Here is a 24,955-nt window from a genome sequence, read left to right as displayed (position 1 = left end):
GTCAGTCCTCCCGTCCGTTGAAGACGCTGTCCTTGTGTGCGCGGTCGCCGGAGGCGAGGTCCTCGGCCCAGAACCGCAACGCCGTCTCGGCGCGCGCCGCGGCCGGACCCCCGGGCCGGGCGCTCACGTAGACGCGCTGCAGCTTCTGCGCGTTGGCGGGAATCTCGGTGACGAGGTCCTCGGTGCCCTCGAGCGCGATGGCGAGCACGGAGCCCGAGGTCAGCGACAGGCGGAATGCCCTGGGCTCTCCGTGCTTGTTGCGCAGGCGGATGTCGTAGGTGTTGCGGATGGTCCCGTCCGACAGCGTCACGAAGGTCGGGTTGCGCACCGGCGCCACGGTCATCTCGATCTCGGGCCGGATGAACAGCGCGAACACCAGCGCCATCCCGATCGCCGCCCAGAGCGAGAAATAGAGCACGTTGCGCGGGCGGAACACGTGGGCCCAGGCGCCTCTCGGTCTGCCGCCCGCCGCCTCGCGCGGGGCATCCGACAGCGCGAGGTAGCCGATCAGCCCGCGCGGCTTGCCGATCTTGGCCATCACCTCGTCGCAGGCGTCGATGCAGAGCGCGCAGGTGATGCAGGCCAGCTGCTGGCCGTCGCGGATGTCGATTCCCATGGGGCAGACGTTCACGCAGGCATTGCAGTCGATGCAGTCGCCGGGCCCGTCCTGCCGCGCCGCGCCGGAGCGGGCGCCCGACAGTCCAGGCATCGGGATCGCGGGGGCCCGGCCGCCGATCTGCGGGCCCGCGGCGCGGGTGATCGCGGCCTGTGCCTCCTCCGCCTGCCTGCGGCGCAGGCCCTTGCCGCGCGGCTCTCCGCGCCAGTCGCGGTAGGCGACGGTCAGCGTGTCCTCCTCCATCATCGCGCCCTGGATGCGGGGCCAAGGGCACATGTAGATGCAGACCTGTTCGCGCATGAAGCCGCCAAAGACGAAGGTGGTCGCGGTCAGGATGGCGATGGTCGTGTAGGCGGCCGGGTGGGCCGAGACCGTCAGCAGGTCGCGCAGGAGCGTCGGCGCGTCGGTGAAGTAGAACACCCAGGCGCCGCCCGTCGCGACCGAGATCAGGAGCCAGGCGGCCCATTTCGACGCCCGCAGCCGCAGCTTGCGTGCGGACCACGGCGCCTCGTGCAGGCGAAGGCGGGCGTTGCGGTCGCCCTCGATCCAGCGCTCCACCACGAGGAAGAGATCGGTCCAGACGGTCTGCGGGCAGGCATAGCCGCACCAGACGCGCCCGAGCGCCGAGGTGAACAGGAACAGCCCGAGCCCCGCCATGATCAGGAGCCCCGCGACGAAGTAGAACTCGTGGCTCCAGATCTCGATCCAGAAGAAGTAGAACCGCCGGTTGGCGAGATCGACGAGCACCGCCTGGTCGGGAAGCGCCGGACCGCGGTCCCAGCGGATCCACGGCGTGACGTAGTAGATCCCGAGCGTGACGATCATGATCGCCCATTTGAGCGTGCGGAAACGTCCCGACACGCGCCGCGGAAAGATCGGCACGCGGGCAGCGTAGAGCGAGGAATCGGTCATCATGGGTAGGCCCCGTCGGAGGGTGTCTGTTCGCGCATCCTCCTTACGCGCCGGGGAGTTGCGGCTCATTGACGTGGATCAAGGTGTGCGGCGCCCGGCCGCGCCGGACTGTCGCACCCCCCGGACGCAAGCGGGGCGCGCCGTTTCGGGCGCGCCCCTGACCGGGCACCGGAGACCAACAGCGCGAACAGAGATCCGGTGCCCGGACCCCTACTCGGCGGACGGCTCCTCTCCGCCGCCGAGCTGATGCACGTAGGTCGCGACCGCGCGGACCTCGGCCTCGTTCAGCCGGGCGCCCCACGCCGGCATCACGCCGAACCGTGCATTGGTGATGGTCTCGGTCAGCGCAGCCTCGTCGCCGCCGTAGAGCCAGATCGCGTCGGTGAGGTTCGGGGCGCCCATCTCGCGCATGCCGCGCCCGTCCTCGCCGTGGCAGGAGGCGCAGTTCGCCTCGAACAGCGCGCCACCCGCCCCGGCCAGCGGGTCGCCGCCCGACGCGAGGCCCTGCACGTGCGCCACGAGCAGCGCGATCTCGTCCGGGTCCAGCATCTCGCCGAAGGCGGGCATCTGCGACCAGCGCGCGTCGGGATCGTCCTCGTTGCGCACGCCGTGGCGCACGGTGTGGGCGATGTCGTCGAGCGTGCCGCCCCAGAGCCAGGCATCGTCGAGAAGGTTCGGGTAGCCCACGGCTCCCGCCGCGCCCGATCCGTGGCATTGCGAGCAGTTGGTGCGGAACACCGCCGCGCCCGCGTTCACCGCGTAGGAATAGAGCGCGTCGTCCTCGCGGATCGCCCCGAGATCGGCCGCCACCAGCTGCGCCTCGACCCCGGCATTTGCCTCCTCGACCGCGGCGATGTGCCGGGCCACCTGGTCCCGGGTGGACCAGCCGAGCATCCCCGCGGTGGCGGAGTTCACGAGCGGCCACGCCGGGAACAGGATCGTGTAGACGATCCCCCATCCGATCGTCGCGTAGAACGTCCAGAGCCACCAGCGGGGCAGGGGATTGTTCAGTTCCTCGATGCCGTCCCAGGTGTGGCCCGTGGTCTCGACCCCGGTGACGTCGTCTTTCTTCCTCGCGGTCATCTCTCGGACCTTTCGTCGGGCTGGGCGCGCCGGGGCGCGTCGTTGCGGAAGATCACGCTTGCGGCCTCCGCGTGGGCGGCGCGCATCCGGGGCAGGAAGGCCCGGATGCAGACGCCAATGAAGAACAGCAGCATCGCCAGCAGCATCCAGCTGTCGGCGAAGTGCCGAAGGACGGAATAGGTGTCCATGGCGGGCTCCTCAGCCGGCGTCGGCTTCGAAGGTCGAGAAATCGACCAGCGTGCCGAGCATCTGCAGGTAGGCGATCAGCGCGTCCATCTCGGTCAGCGCGGGGTCGCCGTCGAAGTTGCGGGTCTGCGCGCCGGGATAGCGTTCCACCAGCGCCTCCCAGTCGCCGTCCGGATCGGCCTGCACGGTGAAATCGGCGCGCGCCTGGGCGATCATGTCGTCGGTATAGGGCACCCCGACCGCCCGGTGCGTCGCCATCAGGTCGGCGATCCGCGCCCCGTCGATCGTCGCCCGCCCGAGGAAGTCATATTTGGGCATGATCGATTCCGGCACGACCGATTGCGGGTCGACCAGGTGGTCGACGTGCCATTCGTCGGAATACCGCCCGCCCACGCGGGCAAGGTCGGGCCCCGTCCGCTTCGAGCCCCACTGGAAGGGGTGGTCGTACATGGATTCCGCCGCCAGCGAGTAGTGACCGTAGCGTTCGACCTCGTCCCGCATCGGCCGGATCATCTGGCTGTGGCAGACATAGCAGCCCTCGCGGACGTATATCTCGCGGCCCGCGAGTTCGAGCGGCGAATAGGGACGCATGCCCTCCACCTTCTCGACCGTGTTCTCGATCCAAAACAGCGGCGCGATCTCGACGATGCCGCCGATGGTCACCACGAGGAACGAGAACACCAGCAGCAGGGTCGCGTTCTTCTCGAGAACCGCGTGCCTGTCGATCAGCCGGGTGTGGTGCGGCAGCTCGTTCGGGAGGCCGCCGTCACCCGGCCGGACCACCTCGGGGTCGTCCTTGGCGGAGGGAATCCTGTCGTTGTCCTTGGTCATGTCTTGTCACTCCGCGGGAACGGTGCGGGCGCTGGGCTGGGGCGCGCGGATGGTCATCCACATGTTCCAGGCCATCACCAGCGCGCCGGTGAGGTAGAGGACACCGCCGGTCCCGCGCACCACGTACATCGGGAACTTCGCGGCGACGGTGTCGGCGAACGAGTTGACGAGGAAGCCGTTGGCGTCGACCTCGCGCCACATCAGGCCTTCCATGATGCCGGTCACCCACATCGAGGCCGCGTAGAGCACGATCCCCACGGTCGCGAGCCAGAAGTGCAGGTTGATCGCGCGGACCGAGTGCATCTGCATCCGGCCCCACAGCTTGGGTGTCAGGAAGTAGAGGCAGCCGAAGGTGATGAGCCCGTTCCAGCCGAGCGCGCCGGAATGGACGTGCCCGATCGTCCAGTCGGTGTAGTGCGACAGCGAGTTGACCGCGCGGATCGACATCATCGGACCCTCGAAGGTTGACATGCCGTAGAAGGCGAGGCTGGCCACGAACATCCGGATGATCGGGTCGGTGCGGATCTTGTCCCACGCGCCCTCGAGGGTCATGAGCCCGTTGATCATGCCGCCCCAGGACGGCATCCACAGGATGACCGAGAACACCATGCCGAGCGTCGCGGCCCAGTCGGGCAGGGCGGTGTAGTGCAGATGGTGCGGGCCGGCCCAGATGTAGAGAAAGATCAGCGCCCAGAAGTGGATGATCGACAGCTTGTAGCTGTAGACCGGCCGTCCCGCCTGTTTCGGCACGAAGTAGTACATCATCCCGAGGAAGCCCGCGGTCAGGAAGAAGCCGACCGCGTTGTGCCCGTACCACCACTGGGTCATGGCGTCCTGCACGCCGGCGAAGACCTGCACCGACCGCGAGCCCCAGATCGACACCGGCAGCGACAGGTTGTTGACCACGTGCAGCATCGCGACCGTCACGATGAAGGCCAGGAAGAACCAGTTGGCGACGTAGATGTGCGGCTCTTTCCGGCGCATCAGCGTGCCGAGGTAGATCGCCAGGTAGACCAGCCAGACGATGGTCAGCCACAGGTCGACGTACCATTCGGGCTCGGCATATTCCTTGGACTGCGTCGCGCCGAGCAGGTAGCCTGTCGCCGCCAGCACGATGAAGAGCTGGTAGCCCCAGAACACGAACCACGCCGCGTTCCCGCCCCAGAGCCGCGCGCCCGAGGTGCGCTGCACCACGTAGAGCGACGTCGCCAGCAGCGCGTTGCCCCCGAAGGCGAAGATCACCGCCGAGGTGTGCAGGGGCCGGAGCCGGCCGAAGTTCAGGTAGCCCTCGGACCAGTCGAAGTTCAGCTCCGGAAAGGCCAGCTGGAAGGCGATGAAGGTGCCGACGAGGAAGCCCGCGATGCCCCAGAACGCCGTGGCGATGACGCCGGCGCGGATCGGGCCGTCGAGGTAGCCGGACATGTCCGGGACGGGTTTCGTCTCGTCGGTCTGGCGGAGCTGCCACAGGAACAGTCCGCCCGCGATGAGCAGGATCAGGATCGCGTGGACCTGATACGCGAGGTCGTGCGCCCAGTTCGCCGCCATGGCGGCGAAGAGCGCCACGAGCCCCAGCACGATAAGCTTTAGGTAATCCATACCGGTCTCCGATTCGGGCGTGCCGGCCGCGTGGGCCGTTCTTCCGAAGTCCGGATCACATGGTCTGGGGGGTGCGGTCCTTGACGTGGATCAAGGCCGCGGACGGGCCTCCGCGTGCGGCTGCGGCAGGGCGCCGCAGGCGGTTTCTCAGGTCAGGCCGGTGCCGTCGTCGTCGTCCTGCGCCTCTTCCTGCAGGCGCGCGAGGTCGGGCACGATCACCGTGGACCTGCCTTCGGTCTCGATCACGCCGTCGCGGCGCAGCGCCGACATCTGCCGGCTCGCGGTCTCGAGCGTGAGCCCGAGGAGGTCCGCGATCGCCTCGCGCGTCAGCGGCAGCGAGAATGTCACGCGCGACGGGTCGTGCCGGTCGGTGCGGCCGAGCCTGCGCGCGAGGATCAGCAGGAAGGCCGAGATGCGCTCGCGCGCGGCCATCCGCCCCAGCACCACGGCCCAGTCCCGCGCGGCGTCGAGATCGTCGAGCGTCATCGACAGGAGCCGTTCGGACACGTGCGGCGTGTCGCCCAGGATCTTCTCGAAGGCGATGCGCTCGAACCGGCAGAGCCGCACCGGGGACGCCGCGGTCACGTCGAAGGGGATCGTCTCGCGCCAGGGCCGGCCGATGAAATCCGAGGGCAGCATCAGGCCGTTGATCTGGCGGCGGCCGTCCTCGAGCGTGCGCGACAGGATGGCCGCGCCGGACACGACCGACGCCACGTGGCGCATCGGCTCGCCGGCAAAGAAGATCGGCGCGCCGGCGGCGATGTCCGCATAGGACTTTATGCGCTCGAGACGCTCCAGTTCCTGCGGCTCGCAGTGGGCGCAGACGGCACGATGCCGGATGGGGCAGCCCGCGCAGGTCTCTTGGACGGGGGCAAGCGGCATGACGATTCCAGAATTGTTCTGTCCCATTACAATTCTGATGTTGATCTGCGTCAATGCGAAAGAGATCCGGGATGGTCACCCTTCGCGTCATGACCAGATCGCCATCTCCCGCCGACTCGCTGCTCGCCCGCGCCTCCGTGCCGCGGTACACGAGTTACCCGCCTGCCAACCACTTCACCCCGGAGGTCGGACCCGACCGGCACGCGCGCTGGATCGCCTCGGTCGATCCTGACCGCCCGGTGTCGATCTACCTGCACATCCCGTTCTGCCGGCGGCTCTGCCATTTCTGCGCCTGCCGCACGCAGGGCACGCGCACCGACGCGCCGCTCGATGCCTACGTGAAGCGCCTCGTGACCGAGATCCGGCGCGTCGCGGCGCTGCTGCGGCACCCGCAGCCGGCCTCGGCCGTGCATTTCGGGGGCGGCACGCCCACGATCCTGCCGCCGCACCTGCTGCGCGCCATCGACGCGGCGCTCCGGTCGTCCTTCGACGTGCTGCCCGACGCCGAGGTCTCGGTCGAGGTCGATCCGATGGAGCTCGACGAACGCCGGCTCGACGCGCTGGCGTCGATCGGCCTCACGCGGGCCTCGATCGGGGTGCAGGATTTCGCGGACGCGGTGCAATCCGCGATCGGGCGGCCGCAGAGCTTCGAGGCGACGCGCGCCGCCGCCGAGGGTCTTCGCGCGCGAGGGGCGCGGTCGCTGAACGTCGACCTGATCTACGGCCTGCCGCACCAGGATGCCGCGTCGCTGCGCGCGACCCTCGCGCATGTCGACGAGCTGGTCCCGGACCGCGTGGCGATCTACGGCTACGCGCACGTGCCGCAGATGGCGCGGCGCCAGCGGCTGATCCCGCAGGATGCGCTGCCGGGCCCCGCGGAACGGCTGGCGCTGTTCGAGCTGGCCCGGCGGCTCCTGCTCTGGGCCGGCTATGTGCCGGCAGGCATCGACCATTTCGCGCGGCCGGGCGACACGCTCGCGCTGGCGGCGCAGGCCGGCAGGCTGCGCCGGAACTTCCAGGGCTACACCACCGACGACGCACGCGTGCTGCTCGGCTTCGGGGCATCCGCGATCTCGCGTTTTCCCCAGGGTCACGTGCAGAACGCGCCGGCAAGCGGCGCCTGGGCCGCGCGGATCGACGAGGGACGCTTGGCCTCGGTGCGGGGTTACGCGCTCTCCTCCGAGGACCGCTGCCGGGGCGAGATCATCGACCGCCTGATGTGCGACTTCGCCGCCGACGTGGGCGGGATCGCGGCGGCGCACGGCATGACGCTCGCCGCCTTCCACGCCACGCTCGAGCGGATCCTCGAGAGGTTCGGGCCGGAGGTCGCAGTCGAGGCCGGGCACCTGCGGCTGACCGCGTCGGACGGGCGGTTCGCGCGGCTCGTTTGCGCCGAGTTCGACACCTTCCTGGCGCAGAAGGAGGCGGCCTACAGCCGGGCGATCTGAAACGGGCGCATCAGGCGAGGAGCGCCGCGCCCCCGAGCACGAGCGTCGCGAGGAACAGCGTCTCGGCCACCAGCATCAGGATCGCCGTGCGCCCGACCTTCAGCAGGTTCGGGATCGAGGTCTTCATGCCCACGGCGGCGATCGCGGTCAGCAGCGCCCAGCGGGACACCGCGTTCGCCGCGTCGATCAGCGCGGCCGGGATCAGGTGCATCGAATTGAGCGCGGCGAGGACGAGGAAGCCCACCACGAAACCCGGAAGGAGCGGCGGGCGCTGCGCGCCGGTCGCCCCCTGTGCCCGCAGCACCATGGCGGCGATCAGCACCACGGGCGCGAGCAGGCTGACGCGGATCAGCTTGACCAGGGTCGCCACGTCGCCGGTTTCCTCGGACACCGAATAGCCGGCGCCGACCACCTGCGCCACGTCGTGGATGGTGCCGCCGAGGAAGACCCCGGTCACCACCGGGTCGAGCCCGGCCTGCGCGGCGACGATGGGGTAGACGATCATTGCCGCGGTCGACAGCACCGTGACCCCCACCACTGTGAACACGAGGTCCTGTTCCGAGCGGTCGTTGCGCGGCAGCACCGCCGAGATCGCCATGGCCGCCGACGCGCCGCAGATGGCGACCGAGCCGCCGGTGAGAAAGGCGAAGCGGCGTCCGCGGCCGAACAGCGGCGAGACCAGCAGCGCGACCCCGATGGTCGCGGCGACGCCCAGCACCGTCAGCGCGACGAAGGCCGGCCCGAGCCCCGCCAGCAGCTCGAGCGAAATGCGCACGCCGAGCAGCGCCACGCCGATGCGCAGGATCTTCTTGGCCGACACGTCGATTCCCTCGACGCAGCGTCCCTCCTCGGACAGGAAGTGCAGCGCGATGCCGAGCAGGATCGCCATGAGCATCGCCGGCGCGCCGTAATGTTCCGACAGGAACTGCGCGCAGACCGCGACGAGCCCCGCGACCGCGATCCCGGGAAACAGCCGGTCGGCGGCGGCGCGCAGCGCGGCGGGGTGCAGCAGGTCGGTCATCGGCAAGACTCCGTCGTCCGGTCGGTCCGGCGAGGTGGGCGTTCGAAAGTGGAAGGGGACCCGGGGAGGGCGCCGCGGCGACGGGTGCCGCCGCGGCGCGAACGGCTTACTGGATGTCGGCCGCGATGTCGGCGTCGATGGTCTCCTCGACCTGAGCGACCGCGTCACGCAGCGCCTGAAGCACCTCCTCGCCGTTGTCGACGTTCGATGCGAACCAGTCGTAGACCGGCGCCGCGGCGTCCTGGAACGCCTGCCGTTCCTCGGGCGTGGGCACGTAGACCTCGCCGCCCGCGGCCGCGAATTCCTCGTAGGCCGCGATCGACTTGCGCTTGGGCGAAGCGAAGGTGGCCTGCTGCAGCTCCTTGAAGCCGTTGACGACCACGCGGCGCATGTCCTCGGGCATCGACATGAACTTCTCGTTGTTCATGACCCAGATGGCGGCCATGTAGGCGTGCCCGTCGAGCGTCAGGTATTTCAGCCCGGCATCGGGGAACTTCATGTTCATGATGTCGGTGATGCCGTTCTTGGTGCCGTCCACCACGCCGGTCTGCAGCGAGGTGAAGAGCTCGGGCCACGGAATCGGCGTCGGCGAGCCGCCGAGCGTCTTGACCAGCTCCTGCGGCAGGTCGGCGACCACGGTGCGCATCTTCATGCCCTCGAGGTCGGCGGGACCGGCGATGCGCTTCTGCGTGTTGGCGAAGTTGCGCCAGCCGCCGGTATTGCCGATGGTCATGATGCGGATCGTGTCGCCCGAGGCCTCGAGCGCGAGGTCGCGCAGCGTGCGGGTGAAGTCGGTATCGGTCAGCACCGCCTCGGCCACGCGGTCGGACCGCATCAGGTAGGGCAGGTCGAACACCTGCACGTAGGGAAAGATGCCGGCGGCGCCGCCCGAGGTGGTCACGAACACGTCGATCGACCCGTCGGCGATGCCCTGCAGGCATTCCGCCCCGTTCGAGCAGAGCTGCGTGCCGATGAAGAGCTCGACCTCGATCGCGCCGTTCGACGCCTGTTCGACGTAGTTCTTGAAGACCACGAGCCCGTCGTAGTCCTCGTCGCTCTCGTTCGAGTTGGCGGTGGCGCGGATGGTGTATTCCTGCGCCAGCGCGGCCCCCGGTGCGGCGAGCAGCGCCGCGGCAGTCAGGGCCGTGAGGGTTCGTTTCAGCATCAGATACCTCCCTGTGGTGCTGAGATCAGTTCGCGAAGCCCGCGAGCCGCGGGATCGTCAAGGAAATCGCGGGGAAATAGGTGATCAGGAAGATCACCAGCACCTCCACCGCGAGGAACGGCAGGATCGCCTTGCTGATCGTCTCGACCCGCTCCCCCGAGACCGAGGAGGCCACGAACAGCACGAGCCCCATGGGCGGCGTCGCGAGCCCGACGGTCAGGTTCACCGACATGATGATGGCGAAGTGCACGGGATCGACGCCGAGCCCGGTGAAGACCGGCCCGAGGATCGGCCCGAGGATGATGATCGCCGGCCCCGCATCGAGGAACATGCCCACGATGAAGAGCAGGACGTTGATGAGGAAGAGCAGGATCAGCGGGTTCTCGGACAGCCCGAGGATGAACTCGGCCAGCATCTCGGGCGCGTGGCTGAGCGACACCACGGTCTTGAAGCTGACGGCGGCGCCGACGAGCAGCAGAACCGTCGCCGACGCGATGGCCGAGCGGCGCAGGACCTCGGCCAGGTCCGCGACCGTGATGACCCGCAGCACGCCGAAGGACACGATCAGCGCGTAGAGCACGGCGATGGCCGCGGCCTCGGTCGGGGTGAAGACGCCGATCAGGATGCCGCCCAGGATGATGATGGGCGTCTGCAGGGGCGCCACGGCCTTCTTGCAGACCACGCGGAAATCGGCGCTGACGCGACCGCGGTACCAGATCAGCAGGAAATGCGCCGGGACCAGCATGCCGAGATAGACGGCGAGCCCGCCCGTGCCTGCGGCCCAGGCGATCAGATAGAACAGGCCCGCGAGGTTCATCCGGAGCAGGACGAAGCTGACCCAGTGCTCGACGTCGCTGATGGCCGCGCCCTTCTCGATGATGCGCTCGGCCTTGGGCAGGTCGTAGCGGTCGGCGAGGAAGCGCACCATGAGCATGAGCCCGATGCCCACGAGGATGCCCGGCACGATGCCGGCGAGGAACAGGGCCGCGACCGACTGGCCCATCACGTAGGCGTAGATGATCATGATCCCCGAGGGCGGGATGATCGGCCCGATCACCGACGAGGCCGCGGTGATCGCGGCGGCGAAGCGGCGGGTATAGCCCTGCTTCTCCATCGCGGGAATCAGGGTCGAGCCGAGCGCCGAGGTGTCCGCCACCGCGGAGCCCGAGAGGCCGGCGAAGAGGATCGAGGACAGGATGTTCACGTGGGCGAGCCCGCCCCGCAGGTGGCCCATGAAGGCCTGGCTGAACTCCACGAGCCGCGTGGTGATGCCGCCGCGGTTCATGATCTCGCCCGCGAGCAGGAAGAACGGCAGCGCCATCAGCGGGAAGCTGTCCATCCCGTTGTAGAGGTTGCGGTAGAGAAGCGCGAGGTCGCGCTCCTGACCGTTCAGCCACAGCAGCGCGCCGGGCGCGAAGAGCAGCGCGAAGAAGACCGGCATGCCGATCATCAGGAACACGAGGAAGACGGGCAGGAACCAGACGAGCATCTATTCGGCCTCCGGCAGGTCGGTGGCGCCGACGGACCTGAGCGTGTCGCCCTGGCCCGCGATCCGGACGATCTGGCGCAGGATGAGCTCGATGTTGACGATGAGCAGGAGCCCCATGCCGACCCAGAGCGACATGTACATCCACGCGAGCTTGATCCGCACGCTTTCGCCCCCGAAAAGGTCGAGGGGCAGGCGCAGCGAGGACGAGTTGAAGAGCCAGCCGGAATTCACGTGCTTGAGCCCCAGCTGCACGCCGATCACCAGCACGGTGAGGCAGAGCCCCAGCAGAACGAGCGTCAGGATGCGCGCGACCTGGCGCGACAGGAACTGTTCCACCGTGTCGATGGCGACAAAGCCGCCGCGGCGGAACGCGGTGGGCGCGGCAAGGCCGGTCATCCACAGCATGAGGAACCGTGCTGCCTCGTCCGGCCAGGGCAGCGCGTTGTTCAGCACGTAGCGGAAGAACACCTGCGCCAGCGTCACGATCACCATCAGGGCCAGCGCGAGGAGCGCCAGCCACCGACCGAGCGCGAGCACCCAGTCGTTCCAGAATTCGAGAGGCACGAGCAGCCCCCGGACAAGTCCCATCTTCTCCTCCCATCCCGCATGGCGCGGGCCCCGCGGCGCCGGTGCCGCTCCTCCCCGCCCGCGCGTCTGTCGGCGCGGGTCTCCGGCGCGTCAACCGAGCGCGCGGAACGCGCCGTAGCGCCCCTGAAGGAACAGCAGCGGATCGCCGTCGCGCATCCGGACACGCTCCACCCGACCGACGACGATGACGTGGTCGCCGCCATCGTGCACCGCCTCGCGCGCGCATTCGAAATGGGCCAGCGCCGAGCCGATCAGCGGCACGCCCTTGTCGTTCTCGGTCAGGTCGCCCGGCCGGAATCGCCGCCCGTCCCGGGCGACCTCGCCGCAGAGCTGCGCCTGGTCCGTGCCGAGGACGTGGATGGCGAAATGGTCCGCCTCCGCGAAGTAGGAGAAGCGGCTCGACGCCTTGGCCGGCGACCACAGCACCAGCGGCGGGTCGAGCGACAGCGACGCGAAGCTGTTCGCGGTGATCGCGATCGGTCCGTCCGCGGTCTGGGTGGTGACGATCGTGACGCCCGTCGCGAAACGTCCCAGCGCGTCGCGGAAGGCGCGCTGGGTCTCGGGACCGGGTTCAAAGGTGTCTTGGCTCATGCTCATCGCACCGTCCATGTCAGGGTACCTCGTGCCCGAGCGCAAGGGTGTAAAGTTCGAACCACGTCTGCCGGTCGATCTTGACCCGCTCCGCGGCTCCGAGCGCCCGGATGCGGTCGATGGTGTTGGTGCCCATCACCGGCAGGATCGCGGCCGGGTGGGCAAGGAGCCACGCCACCGCGACGGCGGCCGTGTCGACGCCGTGGTCCGCCGCGATCTGGTCCATGCGGTTGCGCAGTGCCGCCGCCTCGGGCTGGAACAGCGCGCCGCCGCCGAGCGGCGACCATGCCATGGGCCGGATGCCGCGCTCCTGCAGGAACGCCACGTCGCCGTTCACGAATCCCTCGGGCGCCAGCAGCGACAGCTCGATCTGGTTTGTGACGAGCGGCGTCTTCATCGCCGATTGCAGGAGCGTCCAGTCGTGCAGCTTGAAGTTCGACACGCCCACGTGGCGGACCTTGCCGCTCGCCACCGCGGCATCGAGCGCCGCGCCGGTCTCGTGGTGGTCCATCATCGGGTCGGGCCGGTGGATCAGCAGGAGGTCGATGTGCTCGATCTCCATGAGCCGCAGCGAATGGTCGATCGACGCCTCGATGTGCGCGCGCGAGGTGTCGTAGTGCTTCACCCGGCGGTCGGCGTAGCGGCCGGCCGGCGCGACGATGTCGCACTTGGTGACGATCTCGATCCGGTCGCGCAGGTCGGTGCCCTTCAGCGCGCGGCCCAAGACCTCCTCGGCCTCGTAGCCGCCGTAGATGTCGGCCTGGTCCATGGTCGTGATGCCCTGCTCGAGGCAGGCCTCGATCTTGGCGCGCACATGTTCGGGGCTCGTGTCGGTGTCGTCCGACAGGCGCCACATGCCGTAGACGATGCGGCTGAACTCGAGGTCTTGGGCAAGCGTGATGCGGGAAACGGTCACGTGCGCTCTCCTTCTCCGAGGGGGGTCGCAGGGGGATCGGCCGGCACGCGGCCGTATTCGTGCGGAAGCGAGCAGGTCTTGAGGTTCGGCAGCACCTTCTCGCCGAAATGGCGGCACTCGTCGAGATGCGGATAGCCCGAGAAGATGAAGGCGCGGATGCCCATCTCGCGGTACTTCTCGATCTTCGTCATCACCTGGTCCACCGAGCCGACCAGCGCCGCGCCGCAGCCCGACCGCGCGCGGCCGATGCCGGTCCAGAGGCCCGGCTCCACGTATCCGAACTGGTCCGCAAGCTCCCGCGCCCGAGCCTGGTGGCTCACGCCCAGGGAGGAGGCGTCGTGCGCGCGCTCTCGGATCAGCTGCCCGAGCTCGTCATCGAGCTTCGAGACGATGTAGTCGGCGTATTCCCGTGCCTCGGCCTCGGTGTCGCGCACGATCATGTGCACGCGCAGGCCGTAGTCGAGCGTCCGCCCGTAGCGTTCGGCGACCGCGTTCACGTCGCGCATCCGCTGGGCGATCTGCTCCTCGGGTTCCGGCCACATGAGGTAGACGTCGCAGTGCTGGCCGCAGAGCTCCAGCGCGTCGGGCGAGTAGCCGCCGAAATAGAGCAGCGGCCCGCCGTTCTGCTGGTAGGGCTTCGCGGGATCGGTCCAGAGGTTCTTGAAGCTGTAGACCTCGCCCTCGTAATCGATCCGGTCCCGCGTCCACGCCTGCTTGAGGATCTCGACCACCTCGCGCGAGCGCTGGTAGCGGAACCGGCTCTCGGCCTTCTCGCCGGGGAAGTCCGACGAGATGACGTTCAGCGTCAGCCGGCCCTTCATCATGTGGTCGATGGTCGCGACCGTGCGCGCCAGCATGATCGGGTGCAGCTCGCCGCAGCGGATCGCCGCCAGCATGTTGATGTCCGATGTCACCTGCGCGCCCGCCGCCACGAAGGACAGGACGTCCTGCCCGACCTGGTAGGACGAGGGGCACAGGATGTTGCGAAAGCCCTGCGCCTCCGCCTCCTTCAGGATCGCCGAGCAATGCTCCCAGCTCGACTTGAGCCGCGCCTCGGGCACGCCGAGGAACTGGTAGTCGTCGGAACACAGCGCCGCGAACCAGGACACCTCGTAGGCGTCGAGATCGGCGGATGTCACGGGAACGATGGTCATGCGAATCTCTTTCCACGGTCGGATTGCCCCTTGCGTAGCATCGTCCTTGATGTGCATCAATGCTGTATCAATTCTTTCGAGTCGGGGCCGGACCGCCGCACCCCGCCAGAACCGAGGAGCCCGAGAGGCATGATCAACTACGGCATCATCGGCGCCGGGATGATGGGGCAGGAGCACATCCGGAACATCCGCCTGCTGGGCGACGCACGGGTCGAGGCGATCCTCGAACCCGACCCGCTCATGGCAGGCGCGGCGTCGCGGCTTGCCCCCGAGGCGGCGATGGTCGGGTCCGTCGACGAGATGCTGAAGCGCAACGCGCTCGACTGCCTGCTGATCGCCTCGCCCAACCACGTCCACGTGGACCAGATGGAACAGGTCGCCGGCCAGCGTCCGCTGCCGCTCCTCGTGGAAAAGCCGCTGTTCACCGCGCCCGACCAGGCCGACCGGCTGAAGCGGCTGTCGTCGGACTATCCCGCGCCGATCTGGGTCGCGATGGAATACCGCTACATGCCGCCCATCGCGATGATGATCGACCGCGCCGAGGACACGACCGGCGGCATCCGGATGCTGACGGTGCGCGAGCACCGTTTCCCCTTCCTCGACAAGGTGGGCGCCTGGAACCGGTTCAACGCGCAGTCGGGCGGCACGCTGGTCGAGAAGTGCTGCCACTTCTTCGACCTCATGCGCCTGATCCTGAAATCGGAACCCGTGCGCATCATGGCCTCGGCCGCCCAGGACGTGAACCACCAGGCCGAGGAATACGACGGCAAGCGGCCCGACATCTGGGACAACGGCTATGTCATCGTGGATTTCGCCTCGGGCGCGCGGGCGATGCTCGAATTGTGCATGTTCGCCGAGGGCGCGCGCTATCAGGAACACCTGAGCGCCATGGGTCCCAAGGGCAAGATCGAGGCGCTCGTGCCGGGGCCCGGCCGCTTCTGGCCCGAGTCGCTCGGCCCCGCGCCGGTGCCGAAGATCGTGGTCAGCCCGCGCAATCCCAGGGGCGAGCAGGAACTGGACGTCCCGGTCGACCCGGACCTTCTCGAGGCAGGCGACCACAACGGCTCGACCTTCTACCAGCACCAGCGCTTCCTCGAGGTGGTGCGCGGCAAGGGCCGGGTCGAGGTCACCCTCGATGACGGTGCGCGGGCGGTGGCCATGGGCCTCGCCGCGCAGCAATCGGCGCTGACCGGCGAGGTCGTGCGGCTCTGACGCCGCGATCCGGGGCCGCTTCGGGCCGCCCCGGATCGCGCGGGCTCAGCCGCAGGTCGCGATGGTGTCGGCGATCTTCTCGATGAGCGCGGGATAGAAGCCCGGCCCGGGCTCGATCCTGGCGCCGAGCGGGTCGATCACGGCGCTGGACAGCCCGTCGCCCGCGATGGCCGTCACGAGCCCCGGGTTGAACTGCGGCTCGGCGAAGACGCAGGTGATGCCGCGATCGACCACCGCGTCGCGGATCTCGGCCACGCGCCGCGGGCTCGGATCGCTCGCGTCGCTGACCGAGATGGCGCCCGCCGCGGGAAGGCCGAAATGCGCCTCGAAGTACTGGTAGGCATCGTGGAAGACCACGAAGGGCCGGTCGGTCGCGCCGGACAGTGCCTCGGCAGCGCGGTCCTCGGCCGCGTCGATCTCCGCCACGCCGGCCTCGGCATTGGCGCGGTAGGTGTCGGCATTCTCGGGATCGAGATCCGACAGCGATGCGGCGATCACCGAGAGCCAGGTCCTGGCGTTGTCGGGGTCGAGCCAGGCATGCGGATCGGTGCCGCCGTGGGCATGGCCGTGATCCTCGTGCCCGTGCCCGGCATGCGCCTCGTGATCGTGTTCCGCGTGCGCCTCGTGGTCATGGTCGCCGTGGTCATGCTCGGCGTGATCCTCGTGATCGTGCGCGTCCTCGGCCGCACCGGCCTCGAACACGGCCTCCTCGCGGCTGTCGAGCACGGCCGTCTCGGGCAGCGCCAGCAGCTCCACCGACCGCGCGTCGCGCGCGATGGTCCCGAGCGGATCGGCCAGCCACGGCGTCAGCGCCTCGCCCACCCAGAACACGATGTCGGCATCGTCGAGGGACTGCGCCTCGGAGGCGCGCATCGCGTATCCATGCGGCGATGCGCCCTGCGGCACCACCAGCTCGGGCGTGCCCAGCCCCTGCATGACCCGCGCCACGAGCCCGTGCACGGGGGCGATGTCGGTCGCCACGCGCGGCACCTCGGCCATCGCGGCGGTTCCGGCGAGCAGCAGCGCGCCGGCGCTCAGTTTCCCGATCATCCTGACCTCTTGTAATAGTATAACATAGACCGCTTGATAGAGGTAACGCGATAACATATCAAGAGACACTCGACCGAAGGAGCGCAGCATGCGGACGACCGGCTTCGAACGACACGACCACGCCGCCTGCATCGCGACGGGGGTCGCCACAGCCGAGCGGCACTGCGCGGCGGCGGGCCTGCAGCTGACCCCGGTGCGCCGGCGCGTGCTCGAGATCCTGCTCGAACGCCACCGCGCCATGGGGGCCTACGACATCCTCGACGTGCTGCGCGAGGAGGGGCTGGGCTCGCAGCCGCCCGTGGCCTACCGCGCGCTCGATTTCCTCGTGACGCACGGTTTCGCGCACCGGATCGAGCACCTGAACGCGTTCGTCGCCTGCACCCACCCGCAGCGGCGGGACCACACGCCCGCCTTCCTGATCTGCCGCGTCTGCGACCGCGTGGCCGAGGCCGAGACCGACCTCGCCGACGGACGGCTCGCGCGGTCCGCCGATGCCGCGGGTTTCGTCATCGAACGCGCGGTGCTCGAGGCCGAGGGCATCTGCCCGGCCTGCCGCGAGGACCGGACCGCGAAGGCGCAGGCATGACCCTCCTCACGATTCGCGGGCTGCACGTGAAGCTCGGCGGGCGCACCGTGCTCGACGGTGTGGACCTCGACCTCGCGCCGGGCGAGATCGTGACCATCGTCGGCCCGAACGGGTCGGGCAAGTCCACGCTCCTGCGCGCGATCATCGGGGCCCTCGCCCCGTCCTCGGGCCGGATCGACCGCAAGGGCGGGCTCCGCATCGGCTACGTGCCACAGCGGCTGCACATCGACCCCACCCTGCCCATGAGCGTCTCGCGATTCCTGAGCCTGCCGCGCCGCGTCGACCCCGGGACGGCCGAGGCCGCGCTCGCGCGTGCCGGCGCGGCGGGGCTCGGCCCGCGGCAGATGACCGACCTTTCGGGCGGCCAGTTCCAGCGCGTCCTCCTCGCCCGCGCGCTCATCGGAACCCCCGAGCTCCTGATCCTCGACGAGGCGACGCAGGGCCTCGACCAGCCGGGATCGGCGGCGTTCTACCGGCTCATCGCCGCGCTCAGGGCCGAGATCGGCTGCGCTGTCCTCATGGTCAGCCACGAGCTGCACGTGGTGATGGCGGCCTCGGACCGGGTGATCTGCCTCAACGGGCACATCTGCTGCGACGGCACGCCGGAGGTGGTGGCGCAGGCCGCGGAATACCGCGCGCTTTTTGGAACCGGGACTGAGGGTGCGCTGGCGCTCTACCGCCACGATCACGACCACCGGCACGACCACGACCATCCCCACCGTCACGAGGCTGCCGAATGACCTTCCTCGACGACTTCATCGTGCGCGCGGCGCTCGCGGGTGTCGGCGTGGCGCTGGCGGCGGCGCCGCTCGGCTGCTTCGTCGTCTGGCGGCGGATGGCCTATTTCGGCGACGCGACCGCGCACGCGGCGATCCTGGGGGTCGCGGTCGCGCTGGCCCTCTCGGTATCGGTCTTCGCCGGCGCGCTCGCCATGGCGCTCGTCATGGCTCTGACGGTATCGGCGCTGACCGGCCGCGGCTTCGCCATGGACACGCTTCTCGGCGTCCTCGCGCATTCTGCGCTCGCCTTCGGCCTCGTGGCGGTGTCCTTCCTCCCCGGCGTGCGCGTGGACCTGATGGCTTACCTCTTCGGCGACATCCTCGCGGTGTCGCGCGGCGACCTCGCGGTGATCTGGGGCGGCGCGGCAGTGGTTACGGGGCTCGTGGCATGGCGCTGGTCGGCGCTCCTGACGGCGACGCTGAACCCCGATCTCGCCGCGGCCTCGGGCATCGACCCGCGGCGGGAACAGCTGGTGCTGACGCTGGCGCTCGCCACGGTGGTCGCGGTCGCGATCAAGGTGGTGGGCGTGCTGCTGATCGCGGCGCTGCTGATCGTGCCGGCCGCGGCCGCCCGGACCTTTGCCGGAACGCCGGAGCGCATGGCGGTTGCGGCGGCCATCCTCGGAGCGCTCTCGGCGCTGGGCGGGCTCGCCGCGGCATGGCACCTCGACACGCCGGCGGGGCCCACCATCGTCTGCGTGGCGGCGCTGCTGTTCGGGGCGGCGATGGCGGCCGACCTCCTGCGCCGGGGCGTACGGGCTTGAGGCGGTCCGGAGGGCCCGGAAAAGAAAAACGGCCGCGAGGCGGCCGGCGAAGACATCCCTGGGACTGGCGGGTGCTGCGCGGCCTCATCCTCCCCTGTCGGGGCCGCGCAGCGGTCAGGCGTCCTGATCCGCGGTCTGGAGCCAGCGGCACTGCCAGCGGGCGATGGTGTAGCGCGGATGGGTGTCCACCCACTTGGCAAGCTCGGGCTGCGCGCCCATCATGCAGGCCATCGGGGTGAGGTCGGTATAGACGAGGCTGCGTTCCTCGCATTGCGCCGGAGCGCTTCCGAGGCACGCGACGAAGAAGAGTTCGATCATTGTGCACCTGTGTCAATTCAGTCCTAAGTCGCAGGTGAAACCGTAGCTCGGGGTCGTAAAAAATCTCGTAGCGGTGCGTCGCCGGAATGCTGCGATGCAGCGAAACGCGGAAAGTTTGCACGTTCTGATGGCAAGTGCTGAAAGGGTGGTCGCGGCGGAATCGCGGACCGGGGCAGAACCGTGCGTCTGAAGGTCAAGCTGGGCCTCGGCGCTGCGCTCCTGGGTCTCGCGGCGCTGGTGACCGCGGCGATCCTCTATTTCGGGATGGAACGCGTGTCGCTGCGCATCGAGGCGTCGCTGGCGGCCGAGCGGCGGATCGAGCGCTACGCGGCCCTGTCGACGCAGGTCTCGACCTTCATCGTGGTGGCGGCGGAATCGGTGCAGACAGGTCTCGACGCGACCGAACGGGCCGCGCGGCTCGACGGTGTGGTGCAGACGGTGCAGCGCACCTTCGTTCAACTGCGCGCCGACCTGCAGGACGCGGTGGCGGAGGCGCGGAGACTCGGCATCGACGAGCAGTCCCGCCGCGCCACCCAGTCGATCGGCATCGCCCGGATGGAGGCGCTCTTTGCCTCCGCCCATCGCGGCTTCCTGTCCGACACGCAGGATCCGGAACGCCTGCGCGGCTTTCTCGACATCTTCGCCACCGGGTTCGACCCGCTCCTGAACGAGGTCGTGCAGAACGAGGTGCGCGCGCGCGAGGCGATCCTCGCCGGCATCGACGACCTGCGCGAACGGCTGGTGGCGGTGTCCTTCGTCATCGCGGCGCTGACGGTCGCGGCCTTCGCCGGGTTCTACCTGGGGCTCGTCCGACCGCAGTTCCGGCGGCTCGACCGGCTGCGCGAGGCGGCGCAGCGCATGGGGCGCGAGGATTTCGCGGTCACGCTGCCCGTGGACCGGCGGGACGAGATCGGCGGGCTCTACGCCGAGACGAACCGCATGGCGCATGCGCTGGGCGAGAGACAGCGGCAGGTCGCCGCCGAATGGGCGCGGCTCAACGACACCATCGCCGCCCGCACCGAGGAGCTGCGCGCGGCGAATGCAAGGCTCGCCCAGACCGACGAGGACCGGCGCCGGTTCTTCGCGGACATCAGCCACGAGCTGCGCACGCCGCTGACGGTGATCCTGATGGAGGCGCAGCTCGGCCGCGCCGGCGGCAGCGATCCCGCCGCGGCCTTCGCCACGATCGAGGCGCGCTCGGAACGGCTGAACCGGCGCATCGACGACCTGCTGCGGATCGCGCGGTCCGAAAGCGGCAAGCTCGCGCTGTCCGCGGAAGAATTCGACCTGGCGCAGGTGGCGCGCGACGCGCTCGAGGAGACCGCGGCGGAAACCGCCAATGCCGGGCTCACCGTCGATGACCGCATCGCCGGGCCGTTGCGGGTCACCGGCGACCGCAACTGGATGCGGCAGGTCCTCGCCGGGCTTGTCCGCAACGCTGTGCGCCACGCGCGGGCGGGCGGGCACCTCGCCGTCGCGGCCGGCCTGCGGAACGGGCGCGTCCGGGTCGACGTGATCGACAACGGGCCGGGCATCCCGCCCGAGGCGCAGGGGGCGGTGTTCGAACGCTTCCGGCAGGCGGGCACGGCGCGCAGCGAGGGCTTCGGCATCGGCCTCGCGCTCGCGCACTGGGTGATCGAGGCGCAGGGCGGTGCCATCTCCGTCACGAGCCCCGTGGCGCCCGACGAGGCGCTGGGCGGCGAACCCGGGACAAAGGTCACGGTGGAGATGCCCCTGACCGCGGACTAGTGTCGCCCGCATGACCGGCACCGCGCGCATCCTCATCGTCGACGACGATCCCGAGATCACCTCGGCGCTGGCGCGCGGCCTGCGCCTGCACGGCTACGACTCCGTGGCCGAGAACAGCGCCGCCCGCGCGCTCGCACGGGTCATGCGGGAGCCGCTCAGCGCCGCCATCGTCGACGTGATGCTCGGCGCCGACAGCGGGCTCGACCTCGTGCGCGACCTGCGCGCGGCCGGCCACGACCTGCCCGTGGTCATGCTCTCGGCGCTCTCGGAGGTCGAGGACCGGGCGGCCGGGCTCGAGGCCGGCGCCGACGACTACATCGTCAAGCCGTTCTCCTTCGACGAGCTCGTGGCGCGCCTCAAGGTGCAGGAGCGGCGGGCCGAGGCGGTGCGGCCGCGGCCCGCGCGGCTCGACCCGGCCGGGCGGCGGGTGCTTTCGGCCAGCCGCGAGGTGACGCTGACCGAGCGCGAGTTCGGCCTTCTGGAGCTCTTCTGCGCCCATCCCGGCGAGGTGCTGTCGCGGGGCCGCATCTTCGACGCGCTCTGGGCGGCCGAGGGGTCGAGTTCGGAGAATGTGGTCGACGTCTACCTTGGCTACCTGCGGCGCAAGCTCGATCCCTCGGCGGATTTCGGATTCGAGATCAAGACGTTGCGCAACCGGGGCTTCGTGCTCGACGGACGCGTGCCGGACCGGGGTTAAGACCAATGTCTGAACCGCTCTTAAACAATAAGACTCGCATGACGGACCCGGCCCGCGCATCCTCGGCCACGTCTGGAAACATACATGCGAGGAGGAGACCCCATGGCCTGGACGAAGCCTGTCATCCGCGAGATCGAGTGCGGAATGGAAATCAACATGTACGGCCCGGAAGAGGACGGCGTCCTGTTCTGAAGCCGGTGCGCGCGGGAGGCACGTGATGGCGTTCCGCGCGCGAATCCTCGGGGCTGCGGCCGGTGGCGGCCTGCCCCAGTGGAACTGCGGCTGCGACAATTGCCGCCTCGCGCGGCAGGGAGCGATCCCCGCGCAGACGCAGTCCTCGCTTGCGGTGACCGCGAACGGTCGCGACTGGGCGATCCTCAACGCCTCGCCCGACATCCGCCAGCAGCTGGCAGACGCGCCGCCGCTCCATCCGACCGGCCTGCGCGAGATGCCGCTGCGCTCGGTCCTTCTGACGAACGGCGACATCGACCACGTGGCAGGGCTCCTGACCCTGCGCGAGGTGCAGCCCTTCACGCTCTACGCGACGCCCGGCATCCACGACGTGCTGGCACAAAACCCGATCTTCGACGCGCTCCGCCCGGAGGTCGTGACACGGGCCTCCGTCGCGCTCGGGGAACCCGCCGAGATCGCGCCCGGCCTGACCGCGACGCTCTTCCCGGTGCCGGGCAAGGTCCCGCTCTACATGGAGGGCGAGGTGGTCGAGACCGAGATGCTGGGCGAACAGACCGTGGGTGTCGAGCTGACCGCCGAGGGCCGCAGCGCGTTCTACGTTCCCGGCTGCGCCGCGCTCACCGACGACCTGCGCGCGCGGCTGTCCGGCGCCTCGACGCTCTTCTTCGACGGCACGCTCTGGCAGGACGACGAGATGGTGCGCGCGGGCCTCGGGCAGAAGACCGGCCGCCGCATGGGCCACATGTCCATGAGCGGCCCGGACGGATCGATCGCCGCCTTTGCCGGCCTCGACGTCGCGCGGCGCATCTACGTGCACATGAACAACACCAACCCGGTCCTGCGACCCGAGTCGGACGAACGCGCCGAGGCGGAACGGGCGGGCTGGATCATCGGACAGGACGGCATGGAGACACCGCTATGACACCCGACGTCCCCGCATCCCGCGTGGCCTTCGAGGCCCGCCTGCGCCAGATCGGCGCCGAGCGCTACCACGACCTGCACCCGTTCCACGACCTCCTGCACGGGGGCGGCTGCACGCCCGATCAGGTGCGGGCCTGGGTCATCAACCGCTACTACTACCAGCACTCGATCCCGATGAAGGACGCGGCTTTCATGTCCCGGGTCGAGGATCCGGACCTGCGCCGCCAGTGGCGGTCGCGGATCGAGGATCACGACGGCACCGACACCAACGAGGGGGGTATCCGACGCTGGCTGCGGCTTGCCCGCGCGGTCGGTCTCGATCCCGACTACGTGGCCTCGTGCGAGGGCGTGCTGCCCGCGACCAGGTTCGCGGTCGACGCCTATGTGCGCTTCGTGCGGGAAAAGACCCTGCTCGAGGCGGTCGCCGCGTCGCTGACCGAGCTCTTCGCGCCCAAGATCCACGCCAACCGGATCGAGGGACTGCTGAAAAACTACGAGTTCGCCGACGACAGCGCGCTGTCCTATTTCCGCAACCGCCTGAAGGAGGCGCCCAAGGACGTGGCCTTCGGGCTTGCCTGGGTGCTCGACCGAGCCGACACGGCGGAAAAGCAGGACCAGGCCGCGAAGGCGCTGACCTTCAAGACCGACGTGCTCTGGTCGCAGCTCGACGCGCTCTGGGGCGCCTACGTGCAACCCGGTCGCATTCCCCCGGGCGCCTGGCAGCCGGGGCAGGGACTGGTGGACGCGAGGGCGGCCTGATGGACCGCGACGAGGTTCCCTACCTGCCGCGCGGGGTGCGCATCCACCGCGACCGGGTGCGCGACGCCTGGGTGCTGCTCGCCCCCGAGCGCGCGATCACGCTCGATCCGGTGGGCCATGCCATCCTGTCCGAACTCGACGGCACCCGCAGCTTCGGCCAGATCGTCACCGCCCTGGCCGAGAAATACGACGCAAGCGCGGAGCAGATCGCGCAGGACAGCGCCGGCTTCCTCCGGGCGCTCCGCGACCGCCGATTCCTGGAGGTCCAGCCATGACCGCACCGACCGTCCGCCCTCCCATCGCGATGCTGGCCGAACTGACGCATCGCTGCCCGCTCTCCTGCCCCTATTGCTCGAACCCCGTCGAACTCGCACGGGTGGACAGCGAGCTGTCCACCGAGACCTGGACGGACGTGTTCCGGCAGGCCGCGGATCTCGGGGTGCTGCAGCTCCACCTGTCAGGTGGCGAGCCCGCCTCGCGGCGCGATCTCGAGACGCTCGTGGCCGCGGCGCGCGAGGCCGGGCTCTACACCAATCTCATCACCTCGGGCATCGGGTTGACCGAACGCCGCCTCGGCGCGCTCGACGCGGCGGGGCTCGACCATGTCCAGCTGTCGCTGCAGGGCACCGACTCGGCCATGGCCGACGAGATCGGCGGCTATCGCGGCGGGTTCGACCGCAAGATGCAGGTCGTGAAGTGGATCGGTGCCGTGGGCTTCCCGCTGACGCTGAACGCGGTCCTGCACCGGCGCAACCTGCACCAATTGCCCCGCGCGATCGAGATGGCAGTCGAGATGGGCGCCCGCCGCATCGAGGTCGCGACCGTCCAGTTCCACGGCTGGGCGCTCCGGAACCGCGACGCGCTGATGCCGACCGAGGCGCAGGCGCGCGAGGCGGACCGGATCGTGGCCGAGGCGCGCGCGCGGCTCAAGGGCACGCTCGTCATCGACTACGTGCCGGCCGACTACCATTCCGACTATCCCAAGCGCTGCATGGGGGGCTGGGGGACGACCGGGCTCAATGTCACGCCGGACGGCAAGGTGCTGCCCTGCCACGCGGCCGAATCGATCCCGCACCTTCGCTTCGACACCGTCGCGGAGCGGCCGCTCGCGGACATCTGGTATCGCGGCGCGGCCTTCGAGGCCTATCGCGGCACCGACTGGATGCAGGAGCCCTGCCGGTCCTGCGAGCGCAAGACCGTGGATTTCGGCGGCTGCCGCTGCCAGGCCATGGCGCTGGTGGGCGACGCCGCGGCGACCGACCCGGTCTGCGTGAAGTCGCCCCATCACGGCGCGCTGCAGGCCCGCGCGGCGGGCCATGCGAGCGCCGAGGACGCGGCCCTGACCTACCGCGAGGCCCCGCTGCGCAGCGTCGAGCCCGCGGAATAGCGCGACCGGTCGTGATTGGACCGGATGCGGCGCGCGACCTAGCTTGACCCGACGTGATCGTGC

General features: G+C 69.6%; 27 protein-coding genes. 12 read left to right on the top strand and 15 right to left on the bottom strand.

The features are described from left to right. Nucleotide 1 precedes the first annotated feature (1 nt). The 6 genes from ccoG to fnrL all read right to left on the bottom strand — a co-directional run bounded on the left by ccoG (nucleotide 2) and on the right by fnrL (nucleotide 6,106). The gene (ccoG, locus tag RISW2_RS11635) at nucleotides 2-1,528 is read right to left on the bottom strand and encodes a cytochrome c oxidase accessory protein CcoG (RefSeq protein ID WP_043771271.1); all 1,527 of its coding nucleotides are present in this window, start codon (nucleotides 1,526-1,528) and stop codon (nucleotides 2-4) included. A gap of 210 nt (nucleotides 1,529-1,738) precedes the next feature. Then, a complete protein-coding gene (gene ccoP, locus RISW2_RS11630) occupies nucleotides 1,739-2,611 on the bottom strand; it encodes a cytochrome-c oxidase, cbb3-type subunit III (RefSeq protein WP_043771088.1) in 873 nt (290 codons plus the stop codon). Next, a complete protein-coding gene (locus tag RISW2_RS11625; RefSeq protein ID WP_043771086.1) occupies nucleotides 2,608-2,799 on the bottom strand; it encodes a CcoQ/FixQ family Cbb3-type cytochrome c oxidase assembly chaperone in 192 nt (63 codons plus the stop codon). The genes ccoP and RISW2_RS11625 overlap by 4 nt, the downstream gene beginning before the upstream one ends. A 10-nt stretch (nucleotides 2,800-2,809) precedes the next feature. Next, a complete protein-coding gene (gene ccoO, locus RISW2_RS11620; protein ID WP_084615361.1) occupies nucleotides 2,810-3,628 on the bottom strand; it encodes a cytochrome-c oxidase, cbb3-type subunit II in 819 nt (272 codons plus the stop codon). Between the two features lie 6 nt (nucleotides 3,629-3,634). Continuing rightward, on the bottom strand, nucleotides 3,635-5,224 hold the full coding sequence (gene ccoN / locus RISW2_RS11615) for a cytochrome-c oxidase, cbb3-type subunit I (protein WP_043771082.1): 1,590 nt from the start codon (nucleotides 5,222-5,224) through the stop codon (nucleotides 3,635-3,637). Between the two features lie 147 nt (nucleotides 5,225-5,371). Continuing rightward, the gene (fnrL, locus tag RISW2_RS11610; RefSeq protein ID WP_043771079.1) at nucleotides 5,372-6,106 is read right to left on the bottom strand and encodes a transcriptional regulator FnrL; all 735 of its coding nucleotides are present in this window, start codon (nucleotides 6,104-6,106) and stop codon (nucleotides 5,372-5,374) included. Nucleotides 6,107-6,195: 89 nt separating this feature from the next. On the opposite strand from fnrL, the gene hemN reads away from it, so the two are divergent. After that, nucleotides 6,196-7,554 (top strand): oxygen-independent coproporphyrinogen III oxidase, encoded by a 1,359-nt coding sequence (gene hemN / locus RISW2_RS11605; protein ID WP_051491974.1) that lies wholly within the window; start codon nucleotides 6,196-6,198, stop codon nucleotides 7,552-7,554. Between the two features lie 10 nt (nucleotides 7,555-7,564). Here hemN and RISW2_RS11600 read toward each other — a convergent pair whose 3' ends face one another. The 7 genes from RISW2_RS11600 to RISW2_RS11570 form a co-directional block, all read right to left on the bottom strand. Beyond that, nucleotides 7,565-8,575 (bottom strand): YeiH family protein, encoded by a 1,011-nt coding sequence (locus RISW2_RS11600; RefSeq protein ID WP_043771076.1) that lies wholly within the window; start codon nucleotides 8,573-8,575, stop codon nucleotides 7,565-7,567. Between the two features lie 106 nt (nucleotides 8,576-8,681). Then, a complete protein-coding gene (locus RISW2_RS11595; protein ID WP_043771073.1) occupies nucleotides 8,682-9,740 on the bottom strand; it encodes a TRAP transporter substrate-binding protein in 1,059 nt (352 codons plus the stop codon). Nucleotides 9,741-9,765: 25 nt separating this feature from the next. Further along, entirely contained in the window at nucleotides 9,766-11,229 is a 1,464-nt protein-coding gene (locus RISW2_RS11590) for a TRAP transporter large permease (RefSeq protein WP_043771070.1), read from the bottom strand. Then, the gene (locus RISW2_RS11585) at nucleotides 11,230-11,817 is read right to left on the bottom strand and encodes a TRAP transporter small permease (protein ID WP_043771064.1); all 588 of its coding nucleotides are present in this window, start codon (nucleotides 11,815-11,817) and stop codon (nucleotides 11,230-11,232) included. Between the two features lie 90 nt (nucleotides 11,818-11,907). Then, nucleotides 11,908-12,408 (bottom strand): flavin reductase family protein, encoded by a 501-nt coding sequence (locus tag RISW2_RS11580; protein ID WP_211238695.1) that lies wholly within the window; start codon nucleotides 12,406-12,408, stop codon nucleotides 11,908-11,910. Nucleotides 12,409-12,427: 19 nt separating this feature from the next. Further along, complete coding sequence (locus tag RISW2_RS11575) at nucleotides 12,428-13,324, bottom strand: aldo/keto reductase (RefSeq protein WP_043771060.1); 897 nt, start codon at nucleotides 13,322-13,324, stop codon at nucleotides 12,428-12,430. Next, on the bottom strand, nucleotides 13,321-14,478 hold the full coding sequence (locus tag RISW2_RS11570) for an LLM class flavin-dependent oxidoreductase (protein ID WP_043771058.1): 1,158 nt from the start codon (nucleotides 14,476-14,478) through the stop codon (nucleotides 13,321-13,323). Before RISW2_RS11570 ends, RISW2_RS11575 begins: the two co-directional genes overlap by 4 nt. 129 nt (nucleotides 14,479-14,607) lie before the next feature. On the opposite strand from RISW2_RS11570, the gene RISW2_RS11565 reads away from it, so the two are divergent. After that, nucleotides 14,608-15,690, top strand: a complete 1,083-nt coding sequence (locus RISW2_RS11565) for a Gfo/Idh/MocA family protein (RefSeq protein WP_043771056.1) — start codon at nucleotides 14,608-14,610, stop codon at nucleotides 15,688-15,690. Nucleotides 15,691-15,735: 45 nt separating this feature from the next. Here RISW2_RS11565 and RISW2_RS11560 read toward each other — a convergent pair whose 3' ends face one another. Next, the gene (locus tag RISW2_RS11560) at nucleotides 15,736-16,740 is read right to left on the bottom strand and encodes a zinc ABC transporter substrate-binding protein (RefSeq protein ID WP_043771054.1); all 1,005 of its coding nucleotides are present in this window, start codon (nucleotides 16,738-16,740) and stop codon (nucleotides 15,736-15,738) included. Nucleotides 16,741-16,828: 88 nt separating this feature from the next. Between RISW2_RS11560 and RISW2_RS11555 the strand changes: the two genes are divergently transcribed. Genes RISW2_RS11555 through RISW2_RS11545 form a run of 3 tightly spaced genes read left to right on the top strand, consistent with a single transcriptional unit; the run spans nucleotide 16,829 to nucleotide 18,869 of the window. Then, the gene (locus RISW2_RS11555) at nucleotides 16,829-17,326 is read left to right on the top strand and encodes a transcriptional repressor (RefSeq protein ID WP_043771048.1); all 498 of its coding nucleotides are present in this window, start codon (nucleotides 16,829-16,831) and stop codon (nucleotides 17,324-17,326) included. Then, on the top strand, nucleotides 17,323-18,066 hold the full coding sequence (locus RISW2_RS11550) for an ATP-binding cassette domain-containing protein (protein ID WP_043771045.1): 744 nt from the start codon (nucleotides 17,323-17,325) through the stop codon (nucleotides 18,064-18,066). The genes RISW2_RS11555 and RISW2_RS11550 overlap by 4 nt, the downstream gene beginning before the upstream one ends. Beyond that, complete coding sequence (locus RISW2_RS11545) at nucleotides 18,063-18,869, top strand: iron chelate uptake ABC transporter family permease subunit (protein WP_043771042.1); 807 nt, start codon at nucleotides 18,063-18,065, stop codon at nucleotides 18,867-18,869. Before RISW2_RS11550 ends, RISW2_RS11545 begins: the two co-directional genes overlap by 4 nt. 114 nt (nucleotides 18,870-18,983) lie before the next feature. Here RISW2_RS11545 and RISW2_RS11540 read toward each other — a convergent pair whose 3' ends face one another. Beyond that, a complete protein-coding gene (locus RISW2_RS11540) occupies nucleotides 18,984-19,187 on the bottom strand; it encodes a hypothetical protein (protein ID WP_043771039.1) in 204 nt (67 codons plus the stop codon). 180 nt (nucleotides 19,188-19,367) lie between these two features. On the opposite strand from RISW2_RS11540, the gene RISW2_RS11535 reads away from it, so the two are divergent. From RISW2_RS11535 to pqqE, 7 genes are all read left to right on the top strand, one after another. Further along, nucleotides 19,368-20,936: a sensor histidine kinase gene (locus RISW2_RS11535; protein WP_244437552.1), complete on the top strand. Its 1,569-nt coding sequence runs from the start codon at nucleotides 19,368-19,370 to the stop codon at nucleotides 20,934-20,936. 10 nt (nucleotides 20,937-20,946) lie between these two features. Next, nucleotides 20,947-21,633 carry a response regulator transcription factor gene (locus tag RISW2_RS11530; RefSeq protein WP_043771033.1) on the top strand — a complete coding sequence of 229 codons (687 nt, stop codon included), beginning with the start codon at nucleotides 20,947-20,949 and terminating at the stop codon, nucleotides 21,631-21,633. Between the two features lie 102 nt (nucleotides 21,634-21,735). Then, entirely contained in the window at nucleotides 21,736-21,825 is a 90-nt protein-coding gene (gene pqqA / locus RISW2_RS11525) for a pyrroloquinoline quinone precursor peptide PqqA (protein ID WP_037266221.1), read from the top strand. Nucleotides 21,826-21,850: 25 nt separating this feature from the next. Continuing rightward, nucleotides 21,851-22,747: a pyrroloquinoline quinone biosynthesis protein PqqB gene (pqqB, locus tag RISW2_RS11520; protein WP_043771025.1), complete on the top strand. Its 897-nt coding sequence runs from the start codon at nucleotides 21,851-21,853 to the stop codon at nucleotides 22,745-22,747. Further along, nucleotides 22,744-23,505 (top strand): pyrroloquinoline-quinone synthase PqqC, encoded by a 762-nt coding sequence (pqqC, locus tag RISW2_RS11515; RefSeq protein ID WP_043771022.1) that lies wholly within the window; start codon nucleotides 22,744-22,746, stop codon nucleotides 23,503-23,505. Before pqqB ends, pqqC begins: the two co-directional genes overlap by 4 nt. Beyond that, a complete protein-coding gene (gene pqqD / locus RISW2_RS11510) occupies nucleotides 23,505-23,780 on the top strand; it encodes a pyrroloquinoline quinone biosynthesis peptide chaperone PqqD (RefSeq protein ID WP_043771016.1) in 276 nt (91 codons plus the stop codon). Before pqqC ends, pqqD begins: the two co-directional genes overlap by 1 nt. Further along, nucleotides 23,777-24,892, top strand: a complete 1,116-nt coding sequence (gene pqqE, locus RISW2_RS11505; RefSeq protein ID WP_043771011.1) for a pyrroloquinoline quinone biosynthesis protein PqqE — start codon at nucleotides 23,777-23,779, stop codon at nucleotides 24,890-24,892. Before pqqD ends, pqqE begins: the two co-directional genes overlap by 4 nt. Nucleotides 24,893-24,955 lie beyond the last annotated feature (63 nt).

Source organism: Roseivivax isoporae LMG 25204 (genome assembly GCF_000521865.1).
Taxonomy (GTDB): domain Bacteria; phylum Pseudomonadota; class Alphaproteobacteria; order Rhodobacterales; family Rhodobacteraceae; genus Roseivivax; species Roseivivax isoporae.
This window is presented reverse-complemented; position numbering and strand designations above follow the sequence as displayed.